At 72.5% G+C, this 21,568-nt stretch carries 25 protein-coding genes; 9 read left to right on the top strand and 16 right to left on the bottom strand.

The features are described from left to right. Nucleotides 1–19: 19 nt before the first annotated feature. Nucleotides 20–1,261 (bottom strand): M15 family metallopeptidase, encoded by a 1,242-nt coding sequence (locus K6T13_RS00345; RefSeq protein ID WP_222895824.1) that lies wholly within the window; start codon nucleotides 1,259–1,261, stop codon nucleotides 20–22. Nucleotides 1,262–1,298: 37 nt separating this feature from the next. Further along, complete coding sequence (locus tag K6T13_RS00340; RefSeq protein ID WP_249423861.1) at nucleotides 1,299–2,705, bottom strand: MFS transporter; 1,407 nt, start codon at nucleotides 2,703–2,705, stop codon at nucleotides 1,299–1,301. A 46-nt stretch (nucleotides 2,706–2,751) separates the two neighbouring features. Here K6T13_RS00340 and K6T13_RS00335 point away from each other — a divergent pair, with 46 nt between their 5' ends. Continuing rightward, a complete protein-coding gene (locus K6T13_RS00335; RefSeq protein WP_222895822.1) occupies nucleotides 2,752–3,612 on the top strand; it encodes a GTP-binding protein LepA in 861 nt (286 codons plus the stop codon). On the opposite strand, the gene K6T13_RS00330 is transcribed toward K6T13_RS00335, so the two are convergent. Together K6T13_RS00330 and K6T13_RS00325 are read right to left on the bottom strand one after the other, a co-directional pair. Next, the gene (locus tag K6T13_RS00330) at nucleotides 3,552–4,025 is read right to left on the bottom strand and encodes a hypothetical protein (protein WP_222895821.1); all 474 of its coding nucleotides are present in this window, start codon (nucleotides 4,023–4,025) and stop codon (nucleotides 3,552–3,554) included. The two genes, K6T13_RS00335 and K6T13_RS00330, sit on opposite strands and share 61 nt — an antisense overlap. A 55-nt stretch (nucleotides 4,026–4,080) precedes the next feature. Continuing rightward, the gene (locus tag K6T13_RS00325) at nucleotides 4,081–4,650 is read right to left on the bottom strand and encodes a TetR/AcrR family transcriptional regulator (RefSeq protein ID WP_222895819.1); all 570 of its coding nucleotides are present in this window, start codon (nucleotides 4,648–4,650) and stop codon (nucleotides 4,081–4,083) included. A 78-nt stretch (nucleotides 4,651–4,728) separates the two neighbouring features. On the opposite strand from K6T13_RS00325, the gene K6T13_RS00320 reads away from it, so the two are divergent. Then, nucleotides 4,729–6,282 carry a sodium-dependent transporter gene (locus tag K6T13_RS00320; protein WP_222895817.1) on the top strand — a complete coding sequence of 518 codons (1,554 nt, stop codon included), beginning with the start codon at nucleotides 4,729–4,731 and terminating at the stop codon, nucleotides 6,280–6,282. 1 nt (nucleotide 6,283) lies between these two features. Beyond that, nucleotides 6,284–6,415 carry a methionine/alanine import family NSS transporter small subunit gene (locus K6T13_RS00315; RefSeq protein WP_222895816.1) on the top strand — a complete coding sequence of 44 codons (132 nt, stop codon included), beginning with the start codon at nucleotides 6,284–6,286 and terminating at the stop codon, nucleotides 6,413–6,415. Between the two features lie 32 nt (nucleotides 6,416–6,447). Here the strand turns inward: K6T13_RS00315 and K6T13_RS17620 are convergent, their stop codons facing one another. The 5 genes from K6T13_RS17620 to K6T13_RS00290 all read right to left on the bottom strand — a co-directional run bounded on the left by K6T13_RS17620 (nucleotide 6,448) and on the right by K6T13_RS00290 (nucleotide 11,472). Beyond that, nucleotides 6,448–7,881, bottom strand: coding sequence for a fatty acid desaturase (locus tag K6T13_RS17620; RefSeq protein WP_222895814.1), 1,434 nt, complete (start codon nucleotides 7,879–7,881; stop codon nucleotides 6,448–6,450). Nucleotides 7,882–7,952: 71 nt separating this feature from the next. After that, nucleotides 7,953–8,801: a 5-oxoprolinase subunit C family protein gene (locus K6T13_RS00305; RefSeq protein ID WP_222895812.1), complete on the bottom strand. Its 849-nt coding sequence runs from the start codon at nucleotides 8,799–8,801 to the stop codon at nucleotides 7,953–7,955. Then, complete coding sequence (locus K6T13_RS00300; protein ID WP_222895810.1) at nucleotides 8,798–9,430, bottom strand: 5-oxoprolinase subunit B family protein; 633 nt, start codon at nucleotides 9,428–9,430, stop codon at nucleotides 8,798–8,800. Before K6T13_RS00300 ends, K6T13_RS00305 begins: the two co-directional genes overlap by 4 nt. 11 nt (nucleotides 9,431–9,441) lie before the next feature. Further along, a complete protein-coding gene (locus K6T13_RS00295; protein ID WP_222895809.1) occupies nucleotides 9,442–10,203 on the bottom strand; it encodes a LamB/YcsF family protein in 762 nt (253 codons plus the stop codon). A gap of 9 nt (nucleotides 10,204–10,212) precedes the next feature. Further along, nucleotides 10,213–11,472: an NRAMP family divalent metal transporter gene (locus K6T13_RS00290; protein ID WP_222895808.1), complete on the bottom strand. Its 1,260-nt coding sequence runs from the start codon at nucleotides 11,470–11,472 to the stop codon at nucleotides 10,213–10,215. Nucleotides 11,473–11,551: 79 nt separating this feature from the next. On the opposite strand from K6T13_RS00290, the gene K6T13_RS00285 reads away from it, so the two are divergent. After that, entirely contained in the window at nucleotides 11,552–12,274 is a 723-nt protein-coding gene (locus K6T13_RS00285) for a GntR family transcriptional regulator (protein WP_222895807.1), read from the top strand. 40 nt (nucleotides 12,275–12,314) lie between these two features. Then, the gene (locus K6T13_RS00280; RefSeq protein WP_222895805.1) at nucleotides 12,315–13,094 is read left to right on the top strand and encodes a putative hydro-lyase; all 780 of its coding nucleotides are present in this window, start codon (nucleotides 12,315–12,317) and stop codon (nucleotides 13,092–13,094) included. Here K6T13_RS00280 and K6T13_RS00275 read toward each other — a convergent pair. Then, complete coding sequence (locus K6T13_RS00275) at nucleotides 13,088–14,476, bottom strand: NAD-dependent malic enzyme (RefSeq protein WP_222895804.1); 1,389 nt, start codon at nucleotides 14,474–14,476, stop codon at nucleotides 13,088–13,090. The genes K6T13_RS00280 and K6T13_RS00275 overlap by 7 nt on opposite strands. Before the next feature lie 54 nt (nucleotides 14,477–14,530). Here K6T13_RS00275 and K6T13_RS00270 point away from each other — a divergent pair, with 54 nt between their 5' ends. Continuing rightward, the gene (locus tag K6T13_RS00270; RefSeq protein ID WP_222895803.1) at nucleotides 14,531–14,836 is read left to right on the top strand and encodes a GNAT family N-acetyltransferase; all 306 of its coding nucleotides are present in this window, start codon (nucleotides 14,531–14,533) and stop codon (nucleotides 14,834–14,836) included. Between the two features lie 66 nt (nucleotides 14,837–14,902). On the opposite strand, the gene K6T13_RS00265 is transcribed toward K6T13_RS00270, so the two are convergent. After that, a complete protein-coding gene (locus K6T13_RS00265) occupies nucleotides 14,903–15,388 on the bottom strand; it encodes a glutathione peroxidase (RefSeq protein ID WP_222895801.1) in 486 nt (161 codons plus the stop codon). Between the two features lie 100 nt (nucleotides 15,389–15,488). Between K6T13_RS00265 and K6T13_RS00260 the strand changes: the two genes are divergently transcribed. Beyond that, on the top strand, nucleotides 15,489–16,820 hold the full coding sequence (locus K6T13_RS00260) for an MFS transporter (protein ID WP_222895800.1): 1,332 nt from the start codon (nucleotides 15,489–15,491) through the stop codon (nucleotides 16,818–16,820). Here K6T13_RS00260 and galK read toward each other — a convergent pair. The 5 genes from galK to K6T13_RS00235 all read right to left on the bottom strand — a co-directional run bounded on the left by galK (nucleotide 16,813) and on the right by K6T13_RS00235 (nucleotide 20,907). Next, on the bottom strand, nucleotides 16,813–17,934 hold the full coding sequence (galK, locus tag K6T13_RS00255; protein ID WP_222895799.1) for a galactokinase: 1,122 nt from the start codon (nucleotides 17,932–17,934) through the stop codon (nucleotides 16,813–16,815). The two genes, K6T13_RS00260 and galK, sit on opposite strands and share 8 nt — an antisense overlap. Before the next feature lie 105 nt (nucleotides 17,935–18,039). Beyond that, a complete protein-coding gene (locus K6T13_RS00250) occupies nucleotides 18,040–20,193 on the bottom strand; it encodes a heavy metal translocating P-type ATPase (protein WP_222898064.1) in 2,154 nt (717 codons plus the stop codon). Between the two features lie 26 nt (nucleotides 20,194–20,219). Beyond that, nucleotides 20,220–20,363: a hypothetical protein gene (locus K6T13_RS00245; RefSeq protein ID WP_222895798.1), complete on the bottom strand. Its 144-nt coding sequence runs from the start codon at nucleotides 20,361–20,363 to the stop codon at nucleotides 20,220–20,222. Continuing rightward, nucleotides 20,360–20,566 (bottom strand): heavy-metal-associated domain-containing protein, encoded by a 207-nt coding sequence (locus K6T13_RS00240; protein ID WP_222895797.1) that lies wholly within the window; start codon nucleotides 20,564–20,566, stop codon nucleotides 20,360–20,362. The genes K6T13_RS00245 and K6T13_RS00240 overlap by 4 nt, the downstream gene beginning before the upstream one ends. Nucleotides 20,567–20,592: 26 nt before the next feature. After that, nucleotides 20,593–20,907: a metal-sensitive transcriptional regulator gene (locus K6T13_RS00235; protein WP_222895796.1), complete on the bottom strand. Its 315-nt coding sequence runs from the start codon at nucleotides 20,905–20,907 to the stop codon at nucleotides 20,593–20,595. 37 nt (nucleotides 20,908–20,944) lie between these two features. Between K6T13_RS00235 and K6T13_RS00230 the strand changes: the two genes are divergently transcribed. Together K6T13_RS00230 and K6T13_RS00225 are read left to right on the top strand one after the other, a co-directional pair. After that, nucleotides 20,945–21,424: a DUF4396 domain-containing protein gene (locus K6T13_RS00230; RefSeq protein WP_222895795.1), complete on the top strand. Its 480-nt coding sequence runs from the start codon at nucleotides 20,945–20,947 to the stop codon at nucleotides 21,422–21,424. Further along, the gene (locus K6T13_RS00225; protein ID WP_222895794.1) at nucleotides 21,421–21,567 is read left to right on the top strand and encodes a hypothetical protein; all 147 of its coding nucleotides are present in this window, start codon (nucleotides 21,421–21,423) and stop codon (nucleotides 21,565–21,567) included. The genes K6T13_RS00230 and K6T13_RS00225 overlap by 4 nt, the downstream gene beginning before the upstream one ends. Nucleotide 21,568 lies beyond the last annotated feature (1 nt).

Below are 21,568 nucleotides of genomic sequence, written 5' to 3'. Positions count from 1 at the left end.
ACGCTACCGACCGGTCGGCTCAGCGCGGCTCCGCGACCCGGGACAGCTCGAAGTGCATGGGGTCCGTGTAGCTCCAGTCGCCGCCCCACGCGAAGCCCCACTCCTTGAAGATCGCGACCACCTCGCGGTCCATCTCGCCCACGGTGCCGCGCTGGTTGCCGGGCACGTTGAGGTCGAGGGCGAGGCCGAAGGAGTGGTTGGACAGCGTGGTGGAGCCGGCGATGAAGCGGGGGTAGTAGCACCCGGCGTACTCGCCGGGGTTGATCTCGTCGGCCAGGCCGCGGTCGACGACCTCCTGCAGCGCCGCCCGCAGCTGGGGGAAGAGCGTGCGGTGACAGGTGACCTCGCCGAGGATCGGCACCGGCTCGGTGCTGATGCTGCGCGCCACCCACGCGGGGTCGGGAGCGATCCGGCCCCCACCGAGGACCCGGTAGCTGAAGCTCCCGACCACGCTGGCGATCGTGCCGCCCGTGAGGTAGGCGGTCTGCTTCACGTTGGGGTCGAGCCCGAGCCGGGAGGCGATGTCGAGGTCCTGCACCGAGGCGCGCCTGCCGACGATCTGCCGGATCGGCTTGCGGATCGTCGAGGGGTCCGCCACGTCGGTGGAGATCAGCAGGCCGTTGCCGAAGACCATGTTCTCGAGGTCCTCGACCCAGGCCGTGTTGACCACCATGTCGATGGTCGTCGCCTGTGGCGCGTAGGCCCCGATGTGGAGGACCGGGGCCTCCTCGCCGGAGCCAAGGCGGATGTTGCCCTCCTCGTCCTGCAACCGCCGCCCGAGTGCCGGGGTGATCGCGATCTCCCCGCCCGCGACCCGGTCCCAGACCTGCTGGAACTGTGCGGAGTTCTGCGGCGTGAACCGGCGGTAGGTCGCGCCGTCGACGGCGGCGATCGTCAGCGCCTGGTTCTCGATGGTGACCTGCCCGAGGGCGATCGGCTCGACCGCCGCGACGTTGTCGAGCGCCTTGATCCGGCGGACCATGTCGTCGCTGAGCCGCTCGCTGTCGAAGATGAGCATGTCCGGCCGGTAGAGCCGGTCCGTCAGCGGCCCCGGCGGCTCCACCGCGTGGTCGGGGTCGGCGACGAGCACCCCCCGCTTGCCGCCGGGCGCGGCCGACCCGTCCGCGCTCTGCTCCGGGTCGGGGCTCGGGCTCGGGCCCGCCTCGGGAGTCGCATCGGGCAGGGAGGCGCCACAACCCGCCAGCACCAGCGCGCCGGCCATCCCCGCGAGCAGCCGTGCCCGCACCCCCCCGGACCTCACGCGTTCAGGGTAGGTCCTGCCGGAGGCGACGGGGAGGTCACGGCTTCCGGCGTACCCCACGTTCGGGCACCAGCAGCACCCAGGCCAGCAGTGCGCCGACCACCAGCAGCCCCGCACTGACCAGCAGCGCGGTGTCGTACGCCGCGTCCAGTGACGGGGCCACGTCGTAGTCCTGCCCCGAGAGCCCGACCAGCGGCGGCAGCGCGGCCACCGCCAGCAGCGACCCGCTGCGGGCGATGGCGTTGTTGACGCCGCTGGCCAGGCCCGTGAGGTCGTCCGGGGCCGCCGCGAGCACGGTGGCGGTGAGCGGGGCGACCATCAGCGCGAGTCCGAGGGCGAACACCGTCAGCCCCGGCAGCACGTCCAGCACGTAGCTGGTCTCGGCGTCAGCCGCCCGCAGCAGCAGCGTGCCCCCCGCCATCAGGAGGGGACCGGTGGTCAGCGGGATCCGGGGGCCGATCCGCACCGCCAACCGTCCTCCCCGGGCCGCGAGCAGCAGCATCACCACCGTGATCGGCAGCGTCGCCACCCCGGCTGCGAGCGGGGTCCATCCCGCCACGGTCTGCAGCTGCAGCACCAGGAAGAACAGGATCGCGCCGAGGGCGGCGTACACCACCAGCGTCATCGCGTTGGCGGAGCTGAAGACGCGGGACCGGAAGATCGCCGGCGGCAGCATCGGCTCGCGCAGGCGCGCCTCGACCAGCACGAAGGCGACGCCGGCGCCCAGGCCCAGCAGGCCGGCCCACACCGCGGCCCGCTCACCCCAGCCGATGAGCCCGTAGGTGACTCCCGCCAGTGCCACCATGGCCAGCACCGCGCCGGCGACGTCGAAGTGTCGCGGCGGTGCCGAGGAGCGGGACTCGGGCACGTGGCGCTGCGCGATCCAGATGGTCAGCGCGGCGAGCGGCACGTTGATGAGGAAGATCCAGCGCCACGACGCCACTTCGATGAGGGCACCGCCCACGAAGGGGCCGACGGCGGCGGCGATGCCGCCGAAGCCGGTCCAGGCGCCGATCGCCGGCGACCGGTCGTCCGGCACGAAGGCACCCTGGATCATCGCCAGGCTGCCCGGGGTCAGGAGTCCACCGCCGATGCCCTGCAGCACCCGGGCCGCGATCAGCACCTCGGGGTTCGGCGCCAGCCCGCACAGGGCGGAGGCCGCGGCGAACCAGACGGTGCCGACGACGAAGATCCGGCGCCGCCCGTACCGGTCGCCGAGCGAACCGCCGAGCAGGATCAGGGCCGCCAGGGAGAGCAGGTAGCCGTTGCTGATCCACTGCAGCTCGGCGAGCGAGGCGTCGAGCTCGCGGCCGATGGTGCGGAGGGCGACGTTGACCACGGTGCCGTCGAGCAGCGTCATGCCGGAGCCGAGCGTGGCGGCCGCCACGACGGCCCGTCCCGTGGGCGTCCGCAACCGGACCTGCGACGCCGCGACCTCGGCCACGGGGAAAAGCCTAGAAGGCTCGCCCCAGCGCCACTACGCTGCGGCCGTGCCTCGTCCACGGGACCTCGAGCAGCGGCTGGTCGACCACGTCGACCGGCTCGGTGAGGAGCACCCGCCGATCGACCTCGCGACGGTGGACTACACGGTCCGCGACCCGGAGGCGGTCGGCGCCCGGTTCGGTCACGTCCTCGACTACATGGCGCGGGTCGAGCTCGAGGTGGACCGCAACGTGCTGGAGCTGACTACGCTGCTCCCCGACCCGCCGGAGGTCGACCGTCACTTCTACGCCGACGTCTGGCACCCCCAGGAGATCCGGCACGGCCAGATCCTCGACGAGCTGCAGCAGCGCCTCGCGCGCGAGCCGGCGGCCACCGACCTCGACACGGTCTCGGTCAAGATGCACCTGCTCGGAGCGCTGTCCCGACTGGCCCCGATCGAGGGTGTCGTGCGGATGCTCTACTACCTGACCGGCCAGGCCACGGAGCGGTCGGCGGTCCTGGCCTACAACCTGCTCCACGCCGGGCTGCGCGAGATGAGGGAGCTGGCCGCGGCCGAGACCATCGTCGGGCAGATCAAGCGGCAGGAGCCGGGCCACCACGCCTTCTACGCGATGTCGGCTCGCGGCCTCGCGGCCCAGCTCGCACCCTGGCAGCTGTGGCTCGTACGCCGGTTGCGCGCCCTCTCCTTCGCCCCGGTCGGCGCCAACAGCCCCGGCCAGCTGGCCGACTTCGGAGACCTGATGACCACGCTGGGGATCGACAGCCGGGTCGACCGCTTCGCCGTGATGGTCGCGCGGGTCGAGGCGGAGATCCTCGGCGAGGTGCGCCGGGGCCTGCAGGTGCCGTCCTACGTGCTGAAGGCGTTCCGCGAGGCGGTGGAGCTCTCCCGGGCCCGAGCCGGGGCCTGACCGACCAGCCAGGTCGCCGCACCGCCAGCCGCCGCCACCACGGCGAACGGGACGAGGCCGAGCTGCGCGAGGTCGACACGGCCGAAGACCGCGAGTCCGAGCAGCACGACGGGGCAGCAGGTGGCGGCCAGCGCGGCGGCCAGGAGTCGAGCCGGCCGGGACGCCAGCCCCGGCCGCATCGTGACCATGAGCAGCGCCCCCACGGCGACCCCGGCGAGGACGCCGGTCGTCATGCCCACCAGCGCGCCGACCACCGACGCGCCGACTGGATCACCCACGAGGGGCCCGACGCCCGTCGTCGGCGTCGTCAGCCAACCGGTCAGGGCGCCGACCAGGACCCCGGCCGTGAGGCCCGTCAGGGGACCGGCGACGAGCCACGTTGCGCCCACGCGGTGTCCCGGCTGCTCGCTCATGTCGCAGACCCTAGGCCCGCGACTCCTCGGGCGTACGCCGGGGGCCGTCCGCCCCTCAGCCGGCGTCGGGCAGCACCCGCGAGGCGACCCAGGCCAGGTCGGCGGCGGTCTCCGGCGGCGAGGCGGAGGGCTGCATCACGTGGCTGAGCACCACCCGCACGACCATGTCGATGGCCGCCTCGCGGTGGTGGACGTCCAGCGGCACGTCGTAGGCCGCCACCCGCTCGCCCACGACCTGCTTGGCCGCGGCCAGCAGTGACTCCGCGTGGGTGGTGAGCAGCGGCAGCAGCTCGGTGTCGGCGCCATGGGTCGCGCTGACGACCGCCTTGAGCAGCTCGTTGCCCTGCGCCAGCTCCAGGACCGACACGCACGCGTTCTCGATCGCGGCCACGAGGTCGTCGGGGTGACGGTCGAAGGCGTCGGTCACCACCGAGAGGAAACGGTCGAGCTCACCGAGGATCATCGCCTCGGCCAGGGCCGGCTTGCCGCCGATCTCGTTGTAGACCGTCTGCCGGCTGACCCCCACCTCAGCGGCCAGCCGGGCCATCGTCACCTGCGACCAACCGGACGCCAGCGTGAGGTCGACCGCGCTCTGCACCAGCCGCTGCCGCAGGGTCGGGGTCACGGCGCCACCCTACGGGCCATCCCCACGAGCGCACGGACGCGACTAAGGTGAAGGGTCGGCCACGGCAAGGAGGTCAGCATGAGTGATCAGGTCCACGAGCACGAGGCTCGGACCCGGGGAGCCTTCACCAACCGGCGGGTCTTCATCCTCGCCGCGATCGGCTCCGCGGTCGGCCTCGGCAACATCTGGCGCTTCCCCTACGTCGCCTACGAGAACGGCGGGGGCGCGTTCATCATCCCCTACCTGGTGGCGCTGCTGACCGCCGGAATCCCGTTCCTCTTCCTCGACTACGCCCTGGGCCACCGCCACCGTGGCTCGGCCCCGCTGTCCTTCGCACGGCTGCGGCGCGGCACCGAGGGACTCGGCTGGTGGCAGGTCGGGATCTGTTTCCTCATCGCCGTCTACTACGCCGCGGTGATCGCCTGGGCGGTCCGCTACACCTTCTTCTCCTTCAACGAGGCCTGGGGCGACGACCCCGAGGGGTTCTTCTTCGGAGACTTCCTGCAGGCCGGCGACCCGGGCGTCGACGCCAACCTCGTGGCCGGCGTCCTGGTGCCGCTGGTGATCGTTTGGGTGGCGGTGATCGCGATCATGGTCGCCGGCGTCCAGAAGGGCATCGGCGCGACCGCGGCCGTGTTCATCCCGATCCTGATCGTCGCGTTCGCCGCGCTGGTCGTGCGCTCGCTCTTCCTGCCCGGCGCCGCCGAGGGTCTCGACACCCTGTTCACGCCGAACTGGGCGGCCCTGGGCGAACCCGGGGTCTGGGCGGCGGCCTTCGGCCAGATCTTCTTCTCGCTCTCGATCGGCTTCGGGATCATGATCACCTACGCCTCCTACGTGCACCGGGACACCGACATGACCGGCTCGGGTGCCGTGGTGGGGTTCGCCAACTCCGGCTTCGAGCTGCTCGCCGGCATCGGCGTGTTCGCTGCCCTGGGCTTCATGGCCCAGGCCCAGGGGGTCGCGGTCGACGAGGTCGCCAGCAACGGCATCGGGCTGGCGTTCATCGCCTTCCCGACGATCATCTCCGAGGCACCCGCCGGAGCGATCATCGGTGTGCTGTTCTTCGGGTCCCTGGTGATCGCCGGCCTGACGTCCCTGGTCTCGGTGATCGAGGTCGTGATCTCGGCGGTGCGCGACAAGTTCGAGATGACCCGGCAGGGCGCGGCGCTCGCCGTCGGCGTCCCCTCCGCGGTGATCAGCCTGCTGTTCTTCTCCACCACCAGCGGCATCTACGTCCTCGACATCGTCGACCACTTCATCAACCAGTTCGGGATCCTGCTGGTCGCGGTGGTGTCGATGGTGGTGCTGGCCTGGGTGGTCCGGGCCCTCCCCGCGCTGGCCGACCACCTCAACCACCACGGCACGGTGCCGCTGGGCGGCTGGTGGCGTGCGCTGATCGCCGTGGTGGCACCGCTGGCCCTCGGCTACGTCCTGGTCGACGCATTCCGCACCGACCTCGGCGAGCCCTACAGCGGCTACCCCTCCTGGATGCTCAACGTCTTCGGGTGGGGCATGGCCGCTGCCGTGATCGTGCTGGCCTTCGCGGCAGCACGGGTGAAGTGGCGCCCCGGCACCACGATGGAGACGACCGGCGCCCTCGACGACCGGACCACGACGGGAGGGAACTGACATGAGCGCAACCGCGATCGTGATGATGCTGGTGGCGATGCTGGTGATCTGGGGCGGGCTGGCGCTGGCCATCCGCAACCTCAGCCGCAGCCCCGACGTCCCCACCCGTGGGGAGCTCCACCGCGACCTCTGAGGGGGTCACCCCGGCCGGCTGACCGGTCGGGGTCAGGCCGGCTGGGGCTCGACCGGCACGAAGTCGACCTTGTCGCGGACGCCGCAGTCGGGGCAGGTCCAGTCGTCGGGGATCTCCGCCCACGCGGTGCCGGCGGCGAAGCCCTCGTGCTCGTCGCCGGCCGCGACCTCGTAGACGTAGCTGCACCCGGGGCAGCGCGCAGCGAGCACCTCGGGCCGTGAGGTCTCGAGAGGCTCGACCGACCTGGGATCGGGGCCCGCCTCGTGGGTGGGGGCGCCGTACGCCGCCAGGATCCTCGCGCGCTTGCGGGGGCTGATGTTGGCGCGGCTGACGTCGCCGTCGAAGTGCGCCACCACCCGCGGGTCCATGACCCGGCGCCAGACGGCCGGCACGATCGCCAGCACGATCATCCCGGCGTAGCCCGTCGGCAGCACCGGGCTCTCCCGGTAGTCGCGCAGCGCCTGGTAGCGCCGGGTCGGGTTGGCGTGGTGGTCGCTGTGCCGCTGCAGGTGATAGAGCAGCACGTTGGTCGCGATGTTGTTGGAGTTCCAGCTGTGGCTGGGGTCGACCCGCTCGTAGCGTCGGCGCTCGCCCTCACCCACCTTCTGCCGGAGCATCCCGTAGTGCTCCATGTAGTTGACGACCTCGAGCAGCGAGAAGCCGACGACCGCCTGCACCAGCAGGTAGGGCAGGATCCCGACGCCGAGCCAGGCGACCAGGGCGCCCCACAGCACGACCGACATCAGCCAGGCGTTGAGGATGTCGTTGCCGATCCGGAAGGGGTGCTGCTTGCGGCGGGCGTAACGGCGCTTCTCGATGCGCCAGGCCGAGCGCAGCGACCCCCAGACCGTCCGCGGCCAGAACTGGTAGAAGTTTTCCCCCAGCCGGGCGCTCGCCGGGTCCTCCGGGGTGGCGACGCGGACGTGGTGCCCGCGGTTGTGCTCGATGTAGAAGTGGCCGTAGAACACCTGTGCCAGGGCGATCTTCGACAGCCAGCGCTCGTTGGCCTCCTTCTTGTGGCCGAGCTCGTGGGCGGTGTTGATGCCGATGCCACCGATGCAGCCGATGGAGACCGCCAGCCCGAGCTTCTCCCAGCCGTCGAGCTGGCCGCTGCCGCCGATGAGCCACATCGCGCCCACGAAGCCGGCGTACTGGATCGGCAGGAAGAGGTAGGTGATCCAGCGGTAGTAGCGGTCCTGCTCCAGCGCCTCGATCACGTCGTCGGGCGGGTTGGACCGGTCGAGGCCGGCGACCAGGTCGATCGCGGGCACGATCCCGAGGATCACGACCGGGCCGATCCAGAACCAGCCGCCGAAGCCGGTCAGCTGCCAGCCGGCGTACCCGATGAAGGCCAGGCTCGGGACCACCAGCCCGATCAGCCAGAGGTGGCGCTTCGTGTCCCGCCACTGCTCCGTGGAGCCTTCGGGGACCGTGCTGTTGGCGATCTGCGGCGTCGCGTCGGCCATGACAACCTCCCGGCGATCGGTTTACATGACCATATGATCTGTAAAGCCGCTTGACAAGAGGTCTGGGAATGTCAAGTACGCCGCTCTCGCAACCGGACCTCCTGCCCCGGTCGCAGCTGGGAGCACCGGTCCACGTCCTCGTCGACGACGTAGCCGATGACGGGGTAGCCGCCCGTGACGGGGTGGTCGGCGAGGAAGAGCACCGGCTGCCCCGACGGTGGCACCTGCAGCGCGCCCCGGACCATCCCCTCGCTGGGCAGCTCGCCCTCCCGCTCGCGGCGCAGGGCCTCGCCCTCCAGCCGCACCCCCACGCGGTTGCTCTCCGCGCCCACGCCGTAGGACCCCGAGGTCAGCCGCGCCCATGCGTCGGGGGCGAACCAGTCGCGGCGGGGGCCGGGAACGACCCGGACCTCGAGCGCGCCACCGGTCGGCTCGGCCACCGCCGCCACGTCGACGGCCGGCGCTGCCGCGCGCGCATCACCCACCCGGAGCCGGTCGCCGGCCGTGAGGGCGGCGGGCCCCAGGTGACCGAGCACGTCGGTCGACCGGGAGCCGAGGACGGGGGGCACGTCGACCCCGCCCCGGACCGCGAGGTAGGTCCGCAGGCCCGTCTCCGGCACGCCGAGCCGCAGCACCTCGCCCGCGCGGAGCACAGTCGGCGCGTTGTGGGGGGCGCCCGGGCATCGGGCACCGGTGGTCACCACCTCGAGGTCGGCCTCCGCGCGCAGGACCAGCCCTCCGAACGTCACCTCCAGCGCCGCGGCCCCGTCCCGGTTGCCGACCAGCCGGTTGGCCAGGCGGTACGACGCGCGGTCGCAGGCCCCGGAGCGGCCCACCCCGATCCCGGCGAGCCCCGGCCGCCCCTCGTCCTGCACCGTGGTCAGCGGGCCGGGCTCCTCGACGAGCAGGTGGCGGCTCACGACGCCACCACGAAGCGGACCCGGCGTCGGGGCGCGAGGAGTGCGGGCGGGTCGCGGTCGAGGTCGAAGACGTCGAGGTCGGTCCGTCCGATCAGCTGCCAGCCACCCGGAGAGCTGCGCGGGTAGACCCCCGTGAACTCCCCGGCCAGCGCGACCGAGCCGCGCGGGACCTTGGTCCGCGGGCTCTCCCGGCGCGGGACGTCCCACGTGCCCTCGTCGGCGGTGAGGTAGCCGAAGCCCGGGGCGAACCCGCAGAAGGCCACGGTCCACAGCCCGTTCGTGTGACGCTCGACGACGTCGTCCGGACCGCAGCCCAGGATCCCGGCGACGTCGGCCAGGTCGTCCCCGTCGTAGTGGACCGGGACCTCGAGGACGTCCGCGTCCTCCTCATCTACGGCATCGGCGGTTCCCACGTCGAGCCGCTCCAGCGCACCCCCGACCTCCTCGGGTGTGCTGGTGCGGGGGTCGAGCACGACCAGCACGGTGCGGGCGGCCGGCACCACGTCCACCGCTCCCGGGACCAGGTCGCCGTCGACCGCCGCCCGCACGGCGGCGTACGTCGCCAGCACCCCGTCGAGGTCCTCGCACTCGACCAGCACCGCTGCGGTGCCGCTCGGTCGCAGGCGCATCCGCCCCTCCCTCAGCCCACGAACGGGGCGATCTCGACCCCCGCGTCGAGCAGGGCGGAACGGACGGCGCGGGCGATCTCGACCGCACCCGCGGTGTCGCCGTGGACGCAGATCGACTCCGCCAGCACGTGCAGGCTCCCGCCGGCCACGTCCTCGATCGGCTCGCCCGTGGCCATCGCGACGCAGCGGCGGGCCACGACGTCGGGGTCCTCGACCAGCGCGCCGGGCTCACGGCGGGGCACCAGCGTCCCCTCGGGTGTGTAGCCGCGGTCGGCGAAGGCCTCGCGCACGACCGTCAGGCCGGCCCCCTCGGCCAGACGCAGGAAGACCGACCCGGGCAGCCCGAGGACGGGCAGGGCGGGGTCATAGGCGCGGACCGCGTCCACGACCGCCGCCGCCTGCTCCTCGTGGTGGACGATCGCGTTGTAGAGGGCTCCGTGCGGCTTGACGTACCGCACGCGGGTGCCGGCGACGCGGGCCATCCCGTCGAGCGCCCCGAGCTGGTAGAGCACGTCGTCGGTCAGGGCCGCCGGCTCGACGTCGATGAAGCGGCGCCCGAAGCCCGCGAGGTCGCGGTAGCCCACCTGGGCGCCGATCGTCACGCCGTCCTCGGCGCACCGGGCTGTCACCCGGCGCATGATCACGGGGTCGCTCGCGTGGAAGCCGCAGGCCACGTTGGCGCTCGTGACGACCCCCAGCAGGGCGTCGTCGTCGCCGAGGGTCCAGCGCCCGAAGCCCTCCCCCAGGTCGGAGTTGAGGTCGATCCTGCTCATGCTCCCCCCTCAGCCGACCAGCTCGAGCACGGGCTCGATGGAGTTCACCGCGAGGTAGACCGTGAGCAGCCACGCCGCGGCACCCAGCCCCGCCAGCCAGCGCGGGTAGTCGTAGCCGTCGAGCAGGTCGCGCCGGAACCAAGCGACCCAGATCATCACGCCGATACCGATCGGGAGCAGCAGGCCGTTGAAGGCACCGGCGAAGATCAGCAGCGTCGTCGGCGCCGCCCCGACGACGACGAAGATCAGCGTCGTGAGGGCGATGAAGGCCACCACGAGCGCGGTGCGGGTCCGGTCGCTGGTGCCGGTGCGCGAGGTGACGAACGAGACGGTCGTGTAGGACGCCCCGATGACGCTGGTGATCGAGGCCGCCCACAGCACGATGCCGAAGACCCGCATGCCGACCTCGCCGGCCGCGGACTCGAAGGCGGCGGCGGCCTGGTTCTCGGGGTCGAGGTCGACGCCCTGGCTCACCACCCCGAGGATCGCCAGGAACAGGATCACCCGCATCACGCCGGTCACGAGGATCCCGGTCACCGAGCCGCGGGTGATCTCCCGGATCTTCTCCGGGCCGCTGACGCCGGAGTCCAGCAGCCGGTGCGCGCCGGCGTACACGATGTAGCCGCCGATGGTGCCGCCGATGAGGGTCGTGGTGGCGAGGAAGCTGATCTCCTCCGGCAGGACGACGTTGCGCAGCGCCTCGCCGACCGGTGGCCCCGAGGTGGCCGCGATGTAGGTCGTCAGCACGATCATCACGCCGCCGAGGACCAGGACCACCCGGTCCATGGCCAGCCCCGCCTTGTGGGACAGGAAGATGCCGATCGCGAGCGCGGCGGAGATCGGCGCACCGACCCGTGGGTCGAGGCCGAGCATCGCGTCGGTGCCGAGACCGGCCCCGCTGACGTTGCCGACGTTGAAGACGAAGCCCCCGAGCAGCAGCAGTCCCGCCATCGCCCAGCCGAGGCCGGGGAGGACGGCGTTGCCGAGCTCCTGGGCCCGCCGTCCGGAGACGCCGATGACCCGCCACACGTTCAGCTGGATCGCGATGTCGACCAGCACCGACACGGCGATGGCGAAGGCGAACGCCGCACCGAGCTCGACGGTGAAGCTGGTGGTCTGGGTGATGAAGCCGGGGCCGATGGCGGAGGTCGCCATCAGGAACACGGCGCCGATCAGGGTGCTGCGCGCACTCGAGCTCATCCGTCCCGGCTGCGGGCCGGTGGTCGTCGAGGTGTCGGCGGAGGGGCTGGACATGGGGGTGTCGGACATGGGGTCTCCCGAGGACGTGGGTGCCCTCACCCTGCGATTGTTCAACAATCTTGTCAAGGTTTCTGACAGCATGGGCCGTGTGACCGGCTCTTCCCGCGCGAACCGTGACGCGGCCCGCGATGAGGCGCTGCGGCGGCTCTCCGCCCGGTCCGGCATTCCCCGCCCCCCGGTCGTGAACGCCGCCGAGCACGTCTCCCACGTGCTGCGCCGGGCGATCATCGAGGGCCTGCTCGCCCCGGGCACCCAGCTCTCCGAGCAGCATCTCGGCGCCGCCCTCGGGGTCTCGCGCAACACCCTTCGTGAGGGCTTCCGCCTGCTCACCCACGACCGGTTGCTGGTCCACCACCGGAACCGTGGCGTCTTCGTGCCGCGACCCGACGCTGCCGACCTGGCCGACCTCTACCGCCTGCGCCAGGCCCTCGAGGGTGGCGCGCTGCGGGTGGCCGGTCCCGTGGCGCCGGAGCACCTGCGGACCCTCGCCGCTGACGTGGCGGCGGGCGATGCCGCGGCGTCGCGCCGCAGGTGGCGCCAGGTCGGCACCGCCAACATGGACTTCCACGAGCACCTGCTGATGCTCGCCGGCAGCCCGCGCATCGTGGAGATCGGTCGTCAGGTGCTCGCCGAGACCCGGCTGGCGTTCCTGCACCTGGACGCCCACGCGCTGCACGAGCCGTTCCTGGCCCGCAACAAGGGTCTGCTCGCACTGCTGCGGACCAACCGCCTGCAGCAGGCGGCCGAGGAGCTGCAGGCCTACCTGCGCGACTCCGAGCAGCAGGTCCTGGCCACGCTCACCGCCCGCTGACCCGGTTCCTCCCTGGTCGGCGACTGCCTAGGATCCGGCCATGTCCCGTGACCTGACCCCCGCCGAGGCGCGCGCGAAGTTCCGCGCCGGCCTCGTCTCGCCCACGGCGGGCTGGTGCGCCGGTCACACGCAGGTCAACCTCGTCGCCGTCCCGGTCGACTGGGCCTACGACATGCTGCTGTTCGGGCAGCGCAACCCCCGCCCTGTGCCCCTCCTCGACGTCACCGACCCGGGGTCGCGCAGCTCCCGGCTCGCACCCGACGCCGACCTCGCGACCGACCTCCCGCGCTACCGGGTCTGGCGCGGAGGAGAGCTGGTCGACGAGCCGTCCGACGCCTCAGAGGTGTGGCGCGAGGACCTCGTGTCCTTCCTGATCGGCTGCAGCTTCAGCTTCGAGACCGCCCTGCTGGAGGCGGGCGTCCCGTTGCGGCACGTCGAGCAGGGGCGCAACGTCTCCATGTACCTCACCGACGTGGCCTGCGAACCCGCGGGCCGGCTCGGCGGACCGCTCGTGGTCTCGATGCGTCCGGTTCCCGCTGCCCTGGTCCCCCTCGCGGTCCAGGTCACCGCACGCATGCCGCGGGTCCACGGCGCCCCCGTCCACGTCGGGGACCCGGGCCAGCTCGGCATCGGCGACCTCGACCGTCCGGACCACGGAGATGCCGTCGAGCACCACCCCGGCGACGTCCCCGTCTTCTGGGCGTGCGGCGTGACCCCGCAGGCCGCGCTGCTGTCCTCGCAGGTGCCGTTCGCGATCACGCACGCGCCGGGCCACATGCTCGTCACGGACGTCCCGGACCGGGCCTACCGCGACTACTGACCGTGGTGCTCCCTGCCGGAGATGGCGTCGGCCACCCGGCGCGGTACCTGCGTGTCGAAGACGCTCGGGATGATGAAGTTCGGGTTGAGCTCCTCGTCGGTGACGACCAAGGCGATCGCCTCGGCCGCGCGCAGCAGCATCTCCTCGGTGATCTCGGTCGCGCGCGCGTCGAGCAGGCCCCGGAAGACGCCGGGGAAGGCCAGGACGTTGTTGATCTGGTTCGGGTAGTCCGAGCGACCGCTGGCCACCACCGCGGCGTACTTCTCCGCCTCCGCGGGGTCGACCTCGGGGTCGGGGTTGGCGAGCGCGAAGACCACGGCGTCGTCGGCCATGTCGCGGATCCACTCGGGGTCGAGCACCTTCGGGGCGCTGACGCCGATGAACACGTCGGCGTCCCGTAGCCCGCTGTGGAGGTCACCGGTGAGCCCGCGCGGGTTGGTGCGTGCAGCCAGGTCGGCCTTGGCCGCCGAGAGGTCGTCCATCGACGCGGCGAGCAGGCCCTCGCGGTCCCAGACCACGACGTCACCGACGCCGGCGGCGAGGAGCAGCTGGACGATCGCGGACCCGGCGGCGCCGGCGCCGGCCACCACGACCCGTACCGCAGAAAGCTCCTTGCCGACCACCCGCAGGGCGTTGGTCAGGGCGGCGAGGACGACGATCGCGGTGCCGTGCTGGTCGTCGTGGAAGACGGGGATGTCGAGCGACTCCCGCAGTCGCCTCTCGATCTCGAAGCACCGGGGAGCCGCGATGTCCTCGAGGTTGATGCCGCCGAAGGTCGGGGCGATCATCTCGACGGCCCGGACGATCTCGTCGGTGTCCTGGCTCGCGAGGCAGATCGGCCAGGCGTCGATGCCGGCGAACCGCTTGAAGAGTGCCGCCTTGCCCTCCATCACCGGCAGCGCCGCACCCGGGCCGATGTTGCCCAGGCCCAGCACGGCCGAGCCGTCGGTCACGACGGCAACGCTGTTGCCCTTCACCGTCAGCCGTCGTACGTCCTCGGGGTTGCGGTGGAGCGCCATGCTCACCCGCCCCACGCCCGGCGTGTAGGCCATCGAGAGGTCGTCGCGCGTCTTCAGCGGCACCTTCGAGCCGACCTCGATCTTGCCGCCGATGTGGAGGAGGAACGTGCGGTCGCTGACCTTGTGCACCTCGACACCGTCGACCTCGCCGACGGCAGCGACCAGCTGGTCGGCGTGGTCGGCGTCGGCGGCGGAGCAGGTGACGTCGACCACGAGCCGGTCGTGCCGCGACTCGGCGACGTCGATGCCGGTCACGATGCCACCGCGCTCGGAGATCCGGGTCGCGACGTGGCCGACCACGCCGTGGTCGGGCGCGGTGTGCAGGCGCATGGTGATGGAGTACGACGACGCGGTGGCGGCCATGCCGCAACCCTCCTCTGCCCGGCGCGTTACCGGCAAGTCGCTAGCGTGGCCGGCATGGCTGCCGTCGTGACCGACAACCGTGACCGCGACCGTTTCGAGATCCACCTCGGCGACGAGCTGGTCGGCATCGCGCAGTACCGGCTGCGCGACGACACCATCGCCTTCACCCACGCCGAGGTCAGCGACGAGCACGAGGGGCAGGGGCTCGGCTCCACGCTGGCGGGAGAATCGCTGGCCGCGGCCCGGAAGGCCGGACTGGCCGTGCTCCCGGCCTGCCCCTTCTTCGCCGACTACCTGCAGCGCCACCCCGAGCACGTCGACCTCGTGCCGGCCGAGCGTCGCGAGGAGTTCGGCCTCTGACGGCACGCGCCGGGTCGCACCCGGTGCGCTCGGGACCCCGGCGGGATCATCGGGCGCACAGGATGACTAGGCGGCCAGCGCCTCCTCGATCTGGTCGGCCAACGAGGCCGGCTCGGCCGTCGGGGAGAACCGCTTGACCACCCGGCCGTCACGGCCGACCAGGAACTTGGTGAAGTTCCACTTGATCGCGGCCCCGAGCAGGCCCGACTTCTCCTGCTTGAGCCAGTCGAACAGTGGGTGGGCGTCGTCGCCGTTGACGTCGACCTTCGCGAACATCGGGAAGGTGACCCCGAAGCTGCGGTCGCAGAACGAGGCGATCTCGGCCTCGTCGCCGGGCTCCTGGCCGCCGAACTGGTTGCACGGGAACCCCAGCACACTGAAGCCGTGCTCGGTGAAGCTGTCGTGGAGCTCCTGCAGTCCGGCGTACTGGCTGGTGAACCCACAGTCCGAAGCGGTGTTGACCACCAGGACCACCTGTCCCTCGTAGGCGGAGAGGTCGGTCTCGGTGCCGTCGATCGCGGTGGCCGTGAAGTCGTGGAGGGTCGCCGTCATGCCCCAGAGTCTGGCAAGACGGGTGAAACCCGCTGGCACCGCGGGTCCCCCGCCCCGAGACTGAGGTCGCACACACGCCGGTGACCGAGGAGGGCGAGCGATGAGCGACCCGGTGGCCGACAACGTCGTCGACACCATCGGCGACCAGGCGACCGGTCGGGCGCTGCCGCGGGCACTGCGACCGTTCCGGGCGCCCGCCTACCGCCGACTCGCGGTGTCGCTCGTCGCGACCACCTTCGGGCAGGGCGTGTGGGTCGTGGCGCTGGTGTGGGAGGTGATCCGGCTCGGCGGCGGACCCACGCAGCTGTCGGTGGTCACGACCGCCAACGCGATCGGGGTGCTCCTGCCCGCCCTGCTCGCGGGCGTCCTCGCGGACCGGGTGCCGCAGAAGACGATCCTGCTCGGCGTCTGCGCCGTCGAGCTGTCGGCGATCTCCGCGGTGACCCTGCTCTCGCTCACCGGCACCACCGAGCTGTGGCACCTGACCGTGATCGCGTTCGTCATCGGCAGCGCCATGTCGTTCTACTACCCGGCGTACTCCGCCTGGCTCCCGGCTCTCGTCGCGGAGGCCGACCTGATGGCGGTCAACGGCTTCGAGGGGATGGTGCGCCCGGCGGTCGGCCAGGCGATCGGACCCGCCGTCGCCGGCGTCGTCGTCGGCGCCGCCTCACCCGGGGCAGCGTTGTCGATCGCCGCCGGCTCCTACGTCGTCGGTTTCCTGGTGCTGCTGGTGGTGCCCCGCACGCCCGTACGCCGCGACCTCACCGGGGCTGCCGCTGGCCACCCGGTGCGGACCGCGCTGGCCGACATGGCCGAGGGCTACCGCTACATGGTGCGGACGCCGTGGCTGCTGGCCACGCTGCTGTTCGCCTCGATCATGGTGCTCGCGGTGATCGGACCGCTGGAGGTGCTGATCCCGTTCCTCGTCAAGGACGTCCTCGACGGCGGGGCCGGCGACCACGCCCTCGTGCTGGCCGGCTTCGGCGTGGGGAGCGCCGTGGGGTCCTTCGCGATGGGCTCGCTGCGGATGCCCCGGCGCTACCTCACGGTGATGAACCTGACCTGGGGCGTCAGCTGCCTGCCCTTCCTGGTGATCGGAGCGGCGGGGCACATCTGGGTCGTCGTGGCCGCGGCCGTGGTCATCGGCGCCGGGTTCGCCGCACCGATGGTCATCTGGGGCACGCTGCTGCAGCGCCGAGTCCCGCCGGCGCTGCTGGGCCGGGTGGCGTCGCTGGACTTCTTCGTCTCCCTGGCGCTGATGCCCGTGTCGATGGCGCTCGCCGGGCCCCTGGCGGCCCTGGTCGGCCTGCGTGCTGCCTTCGTCGTCGCGGGGGTCGTGCCGGTGGTGGTCGCCGTCGTCGCGATCTGGTGGGCTCGCCTGCCGGACGACGAGCTGGCCCACCCGCTGCGCGACGACGAGCCCGTCAGCTGAGCCGACGCGCGCCAGCCGAGGCGGGGGCGTCGAGGACGTGCGGGGTGGGCCAACCCTTCGCGTCGAAGGCGGCCCGCACCCGGTCACCGACCTCGTCCGCCTCGGCCTCGCGGACCAGCGCGATGGCCGAGCCACCGAAGCCGCCGCCGGTCATCCGCGCCCCCAGCGCGCCCGCGGTGACTGCGGCGTCGACGGCCACGTCGAGCTCGGGGCAGGACACCTCGAAGTCGTCGCGGAGCGAGGCGTGCGACGCGGCGAGCAGCGCGCCCACCCGGAACCAGTCGCGGTCGGCCAGCGCCGCGACGGTCTCCACGACGCGGTCGATCTCGGTCACCACGTGCCGAGCCCGCCGCCGGAGCACCTCGTCGGTCAGGCCCTCGACGTCGTCGCGCGTCGCGAGCCGCAGGACATCGACGCCGAGCCGCTCGGCGGCCTCCTCGCACGCCGCCCGGCGCTCACCGTAGGCGCCGTCGCTGAGCTCGTGCGCGGCCCGGGTGTCGATGACCAGCAGCCGCAGACCGTCCGCCCCGGGATCCCACGGCACGTGTCGCGTGGTGTGGTCGGCGACGTCGATGAGGAGCGCGTGTCCGGGCCGGGCCAGCAGCGAGACGGTCTGGTCCATCCCCCCGGTGGGAGCACCGACCACCTCCGACTCCGCGCGCATCGTCGGCGCGACAAGGTCGGCCGGGGCCACCTCGATCCCCGAGACGGCACACAGCGCGAGCGCGCTCGAGCAGACGAGGGCGGCCGAGCTCGAGAGCCCGGCGCCCACCGGCACCTGGCTGTCGATCACGAGGTCGGCGCCCCGCAGGGCGTGGCCCTCCTGCCGAAGCGCCCAGGCCACCCCGGCGACGTACGCCGACCAGCCGGTGACCCGGCCGGGAGCGATGTCGTCGAGGTCGATCTCGAGGCGGCCGTCCTGCTGGCGACTGGTCGCGGTCAGCCGCCCGTCGTCGCGACCCGTGGCCGCGGCAGTGGTGACGTGGGGCAGCGCAATCGGCAGGCAGGTGCCGCCGTTGTAGTCGGTGTGCTCGCCGATCAGGTTCACCCGCCCGGGAGCCGCGAAGACGTGCTGGCCTTGCGGGGTGCGCGGGGTGTGCCGGTCGTCGACCACCCGGCGAAACTACCGGGGTCGGTCTGACGGGTGGTCCGGCACGGGCGGGTAGTCCCTCACGAAACGGCTCGCATCCGGCCCATTTCCGAACCGTTTCGTGAGGGACTATCCGGTCCCGGCAGCCTGGAACCCCCGCAGCCGCAGGCTGTTGGTCACCACGAACACCGAGCTGGCCGCCATCGCGGCCCCGGCGATCATCGGGTTGAGCAGCCCGGCTGCGGCCACCGGGATCGCGGCCACGTTGTAGGCGAAGGCCCAGAACAGGTTGCCGCGGATGGTGGCCAGCGTGCGACGGGCGAGCCGGATCGCGTCGGCGGCCACCCGGAGGTCACCCCGGACCAGGGTCAGGTCGCTCGCCTGGATGGCGACGTCGGTGCCGGTCCCCATGGCCAGCCCGAGGTCGGCCTGGGCGAGGGCGGCGGCGTCGTTGACGCCGTCGCCGACCATCGCGACCACCCGACCCTCGGCCTGCAGCCGCCTCACCACCTCGACCTTGTCGGCCGGGAGCACCTCGGCCACGACCGCCTCCGGCTCGATCCCCACCTCCGCCGCGACCGCGCGGGCGACCTCGGGGTGGTCGCCGGTCAGGAGCAACGGCCGGAGGCCGAGCTCGCGGAAGCGGCGTACGGCCTCGGCGGAGGTGTCCTTGACGCTGTCGGCCACGGAGAGCCAGCCGCGGACCTCGCCGTCCCAGGCGACCTCGACGACCGTGACGCCGGGCGCCGGCGCCTGCGTCGCGGTCGGGCGGCCGACGGTGGCGGCGCGACCCTCGACGGTCCCCCGCACCCCGTGGCCGGGATCGGCCACGAAGTCTTCGACGGGAGGCGGCTCCCCCAGCCGGTCCCGGGCGGCGGTCGCCACCGCGCGGGCGATGGGGTGCTCGCTCGCCGACTCGAGGGATCCGGCCACGCGGAGCACCTCGTCGGCGTCGGCCCCTGGCGCCGCCGCCACGTCCACCAACGTCATGACCCCGGTCGTGACGGTGCCGGTCTTGTCGAGGACGACGGTGTCGACGCGACGGGTCGACTCCAGCACCTCGGGCCCCTTGACCAGGATGCCGAGCTGCGCCCCCCGACCGGTGCCCACCATGAGGGCGGTCGGGGTGGCCAGTCCCAGGGCGCACGGGCAGGCGATGATCAGGACCGCGACGGCGGCGGTGACGGCCAGCGACAGCCCGGCGCCGGTGCCGACCCAGAAGCCGAGCGCTGCCGCGGCGACGCCGATCACCACCGGCACGAAGACGCCCGAGACGCGGTCGGCGAGCCGCTGCACCTCGGCCTTGCCGTGCTGCGCCTCCTCGACCAGCCGCGCCATCTGGGCCAGCTGCGTCTCGGCGCCCACCCCGGTCGCCCGCACCACCAGCCGGCCGCCGGCGTTGACGGTCGCACCCACCACCCGGTCACCCGGCCCCACCTCGACCGGGACCGGCTCGCCCGTGAGCATCGACTGGTCCACGGCGGACGCTCCCTGCTCCACCTCGCCGTCGGTGGCGATCTTCTCGCCGGGGCGTACGACGAACCGGTCGCCGACCACGAGGCGGTCGGTCGGGATGCGCACCTCGCTGCCGTCACGGAGCACGGCGACCTCGCGCGCACCCAGCTCCAGGAGCGCCCGGAGTGCAGCACCCGCCCGGCGCTTGGCCCGTGCCTCCAGCCAGCGACCGGCGAGGATGAACGTCGTGATGCCGGCGGCCGCCTCGAGGTAGATGTCGCCGCTGCCGTCGGTGCGGGCGACCGTGAAGGTGAAGGCGTGCGTCATCCCGGGCTCGCCCGCGGTGCCCCAGAACAGTGCGTAGAGCGACCACCCGAACGCGGCGAGCACGCCCATCGAGACCAGGGTGTCCATGGTCGAGGTGCCGTGGCGGAGGTTCTGCCAGGCGGCCCGGTGGAAGGGCCAGGCCCCCCAGACCACGACCGGCGTGGCCAGGGCGAGCGAGAGCCATTGCCAGCGGTCGACCTGGAGCGCGGGGACCATCGCCATCGCGACGACGGGGACGGTGAGCAGGGCCGAGACCACCAGCCGCCCGGCGCTGGGGTCGGTGACCTCGAGCCCTGCGGTCGGCTCGTCCGGCTCGCCGGCCCCGGCGGCGGGGACCACGCCGTACCCGGCCTCCTCGATGGTCGCGACCAGCAGCTCGCGCGTCACCGAGGAGGGGTGGCTGACCCGCGCCTTCTCGGTGGCGTAGTTGACCGTCGCCGCCACGCCCTCGAGCTTGTTCAGCTTGCGCTCGACGCGGTGGGCGCACGAGGCGCAGGTCATGCCGGTGATCGTCAGCTCGGCGTCGGTCACGAGGGCTGCTCCTGGTGTGCTGGCGGGGGTACGGCGGGGTCCTCGCCCACCGGACCCACCACCGAACCCAGGGCGCGCGCGGCGAGGAACACGATGACCAACGTCATCGCGAAGACGGCCATGCGCACCGGTGCGGTCATGCGAGCTGGTAGCCCGCCTCCTCGACGGCCGCCCGGACGTCGGCCTCGTCGAGGGACTGGCGGCTCGTGACGGTCAGGGCGCCGGTCTCGAGGGAGACGTCGACGTGCTCCACGCCGGCGATCTCCGAGACCTCCTCGGTGACCGAGGCGACGCAGTGGCCGCAGGTCATGCCGGTGACGGCGAAGGTGGCGGTCTGGCTCATGGACAGGTCCTCTCCGGGGAACGTGGTCAGGAACGGACGAGGCGGGCGATGGCGTCGGAGGCCTCGCGCACCTTGGCGTCGGCCTCGGCGCCACCCTCACGGGCTGCGTCGACGACGCAGTGGGTGAGGTGGTCGTGGAGCAGGGTCAGGGCCACCGACTCCAGCGCCTTCGTCGCGGCCGAGACCTGGGTGAGGACGTCGATGCAGTACTGCTCGTCCTCCACCATCCGCTGCAGGCCACGCACCTGGCCCTCGATCCGACGGAGCCGCTGGAGCACCCGCTCCTTGTCGCCGTGGGCGAGGTAGCCGTGGACGTGCGCACCGGTCTGGGTCTCGGTCATGGGAATACCATACCCCCCTACCGTATGTTGGGACACCATGGACGCACGCAACAGCATGGCCGCCAACGCGACCCTCCACTGCCTGACCGGCTGTGCCCTCGGCGAGATCACCGGACTGATGATCGGGACGGCGCTCGGCCTCGGCACCGCCGTCACGATCGCCCTCGCGGTCGGCCTGGCCTTCCTCTTCGGCTACAGCCTGTCCACCCTGCCGCTGGTGCAGGCGGGGCTGGGCTTCTTCGCCGCGCTCAGTGTCGTGCTGGCGGCCGACACTCTCTCGATCGTCACCATGGAGGTCGTCGACAACCTGGTGATGGCCGTCATCCCCGGGGCCATGGACGGCGGTCTGGTCAACCCCATCTTCTGGGTCGCCATGATCATTGCCCTCGCCGCGGCCTTCGCCGCCGCCTTCCCCGTCAACCGCTACCTCATCGACAAGGGCAAGGGCCACGCCCTCACCATGCAGTTCCACGAGGGCCACGACCACACCTCGCACGGAAAGGAGCACGACGCATGAGCACGACCACGCTCGCCGCCGCCATCATCGGCTTCCTGCTGGGCGGCCTCACCGTCTCGGTGGCCGCCGAGCTCGAGTCCGACGACGCCCCCCGCCACGGGTCGGGGCACGAGTCGAGCAGCCTGGTCGACGACCGGGACTGAG

It is taken from the genome of Nocardioides coralli, from assembly GCF_019880385.1.
In the GTDB taxonomy this organism is placed as follows: domain Bacteria; phylum Actinomycetota; class Actinomycetes; order Propionibacteriales; family Nocardioidaceae; genus Nocardioides; species Nocardioides coralli.
Note: the sequence above shows the minus strand (reverse complement) of the source record. Positions and strands in the feature narration are given on the sequence as shown.

What these genes read in the sequence shown, in the direction of transcription:
- K6T13_RS00290 (WP_222895808.1), bottom strand. Translation starts at nt 11,472, where the DNA reads ATGTCCGACACCCCCATGTCCAGCCCCTCCGCCGACACCTCGACGACC.
- K6T13_RS00245 (WP_222895798.1), bottom strand. Translation starts at nt 20,363, where the DNA reads ATGACCGCACCGGTGCGCATGGCCGTCTTCGCGATGACGTTGGTCATC.
- K6T13_RS00265 (WP_222895801.1), bottom strand. Translation starts at nt 15,388, where the DNA reads ATGACGGCGACCCTCCACGACTTCACGGCCACCGCGATCGACGGCACC.
- K6T13_RS00230 (WP_222895795.1), top strand. Translation starts at nt 20,945, where the DNA reads ATGGACGCACGCAACAGCATGGCCGCCAACGCGACCCTCCACTGCCTG.
- K6T13_RS17620 (WP_222895814.1), bottom strand. Translation starts at nt 7,881, where the DNA reads ATGGCCGACGCGACGCCGCAGATCGCCAACAGCACGGTCCCCGAAGGC.
- K6T13_RS00330 (WP_222895821.1), bottom strand. Translation starts at nt 4,025, where the DNA reads ATGAGCGAGCAGCCGGGACACCGCGTGGGCGCAACGTGGCTCGTCGCC.
- K6T13_RS00275 (WP_222895804.1), bottom strand. Translation starts at nt 14,476, where the DNA reads ATGGCCGCCACCGCGTCGTCGTACTCCATCACCATGCGCCTGCACACC.
- K6T13_RS00235 (WP_222895796.1), bottom strand. Translation starts at nt 20,907, where the DNA reads ATGACCGAGACCCAGACCGGTGCGCACGTCCACGGCTACCTCGCCCAC.
- K6T13_RS00225 (WP_222895794.1), top strand. Translation starts at nt 21,421, where the DNA reads ATGAGCACGACCACGCTCGCCGCCGCCATCATCGGCTTCCTGCTGGGC.
- K6T13_RS00315 (WP_222895816.1), top strand. Translation starts at nt 6,284, where the DNA reads ATGAGCGCAACCGCGATCGTGATGATGCTGGTGGCGATGCTGGTGATC.
- K6T13_RS00250 (WP_222898064.1), bottom strand. Translation starts at nt 20,193, where the DNA reads ATGACCTGCGCCTCGTGCGCCCACCGCGTCGAGCGCAAGCTGAACAAG.
- K6T13_RS00280 (WP_222895805.1), top strand. Translation starts at nt 12,315, where the DNA reads ATGTCCCGTGACCTGACCCCCGCCGAGGCGCGCGCGAAGTTCCGCGCC.
- K6T13_RS00260 (WP_222895800.1), top strand. Translation starts at nt 15,489, where the DNA reads ATGAGCGACCCGGTGGCCGACAACGTCGTCGACACCATCGGCGACCAG.
- K6T13_RS00295 (WP_222895809.1), bottom strand. Translation starts at nt 10,203, where the DNA reads ATGAGCAGGATCGACCTCAACTCCGACCTGGGGGAGGGCTTCGGGCGC.
- K6T13_RS00320 (WP_222895817.1), top strand. Translation starts at nt 4,729, where the DNA reads ATGAGTGATCAGGTCCACGAGCACGAGGCTCGGACCCGGGGAGCCTTC.
- K6T13_RS00300 (WP_222895810.1), bottom strand. Translation starts at nt 9,430, where the DNA reads ATGCGCCTGCGACCGAGCGGCACCGCAGCGGTGCTGGTCGAGTGCGAG.
- K6T13_RS00240 (WP_222895797.1), bottom strand. Translation starts at nt 20,566, where the DNA reads ATGAGCCAGACCGCCACCTTCGCCGTCACCGGCATGACCTGCGGCCAC.
- K6T13_RS00270 (WP_222895803.1), top strand. Translation starts at nt 14,531, where the DNA reads ATGGCTGCCGTCGTGACCGACAACCGTGACCGCGACCGTTTCGAGATC.